The sequence below is a fragment of the Vibrio albus genome (genome assembly GCF_003144035.1).
GTDB lineage: Bacteria > Pseudomonadota > Gammaproteobacteria > Enterobacterales > Vibrionaceae > Vibrio > Vibrio albus.
Genome location: NZ_QFWT01000024.1, coordinates 1 through 1,453 on the forward strand (window position 1 = coordinate 1; position 1,453 = coordinate 1,453).

Below are 1,453 nucleotides of genomic sequence, written 5' to 3' on the forward strand. Positions count from 1 at the left end.
TCGTTAAGGAGGTGATCCAGCCCCAGGTTCCCCTAGGGCTACCTTGTTACGACTTCACCCCAGTCATGAACCACAAAGTGGTAAGCGTTCTCCCGAAGGTTAAACTACCTACTTCTTTTGCAGCCCACTCCCATGGTGTGACGGGCGGTGTGTACAAGGCCCGGGAACGTATTCACCGTGGCATTCTGATCCACGATTACTAGCGATTCCGACTTCATGGAGTCGAGTTGCAGACTCCAATCCGGACTACGACGCACTTTTTGGGATTCGCTCACTCTCGCAAGTTGGCCGCCCTCTGTATGCGCCATTGTAGCACGTGTGTAGCCCTACTCGTAAGGGCCATGATGACTTGACGTCGTCCCCACCTTCCTCCGGTTTATCACCGGCAGTCTCCCTGAAGTTCCCACCCGAAGTGCTGGCAATCAAGGATAAGGGTTGCGCTCGTTGCGGGACTTAACCCAACATTTCACAACACGAGCTGACGACAGCCATGCAGCACCTGTCTCAGAGTTCCCGAAGGCACACCTGCGTCTCCGCTGGCTTCTCTGGATGTCAAGAGTAGGTAAGGTTCTTCGCGTTGCATCGAATTAAACCACATGCTCCACCGCTTGTGCGGGCCCCCGTCAATTCATTTGAGTTTTAATCTTGCGACCGTACTCCCCAGGCGGTCTACTTAACGCGTTAGCTCCGAAAGCCACTCCTCAAGGGAACAACCTCCAAGTAGACATCGTTTACGGCGTGGACTACCAGGGTATCTAATCCTGTTTGCTCCCCACGCTTTCGCATCTGAGTGTCAGTATCTGTCCAGGGGGCCGCCTTCGCCACCGGTATTCCTTCAGATCTCTACGCATTTCACCGCTACACCTGAAATTCTACCCCCCTCTACAGTACTCTAGTCAGCCAGTTTCAAATGCTATTCCGAGGTTGAGCCCCGGGCTTTCACATCTGACTTAACTCACCACCTGCATGCGCTTTACGCCCAGTAATTCCGATTAACGCTCGCACCCTCCGTATTACCGCGGCTGCTGGCACGGAGTTAGCCGGTGCTTCTTCTGCAGCTAACGTCAAAGATGCAGAGTATTAATCTACACCCCTTCCTCACTGCTGAAAGTACTTTACAACCCGAAGGCCTTCTTCATACACGCGGCATGGCTGCATCAGGCTTGCGCCCATTGTGCAATATTCCCCACTGCTGCCTCCCGTAGGAGTCTGGACCGTGTCTCAGTTCCAGTGTGGCTGATCATCCTCTCAGACCAGCTAGAGATCGTCGCCTTGGTGAGCCTTTACCTCACCAACTAGCTAATCTCACTTAGGCGTATCCCAATGCGCAAGGTCCGAAGATCCCCTGCTTTGACCCAAAGGTATTATGCGGTATTAGCCATCGTTTCCAATGGTTATCCCCCTCATTAGGGCAACTTCCTAAGCATTACTCACCCGTCCGCCGCTCGACGCC

1 rRNA gene is annotated in these 1,453 nt (G+C 53.5%); it reads right to left on the bottom strand.

Going from position 1 to position 1,453, the window contains the following annotated elements:
• Positions 1-4: 4 nt before the first annotated feature.
• Positions 5-1,453 (bottom strand): 16S ribosomal RNA (locus tag DI392_RS19310); the annotation flags it as partial.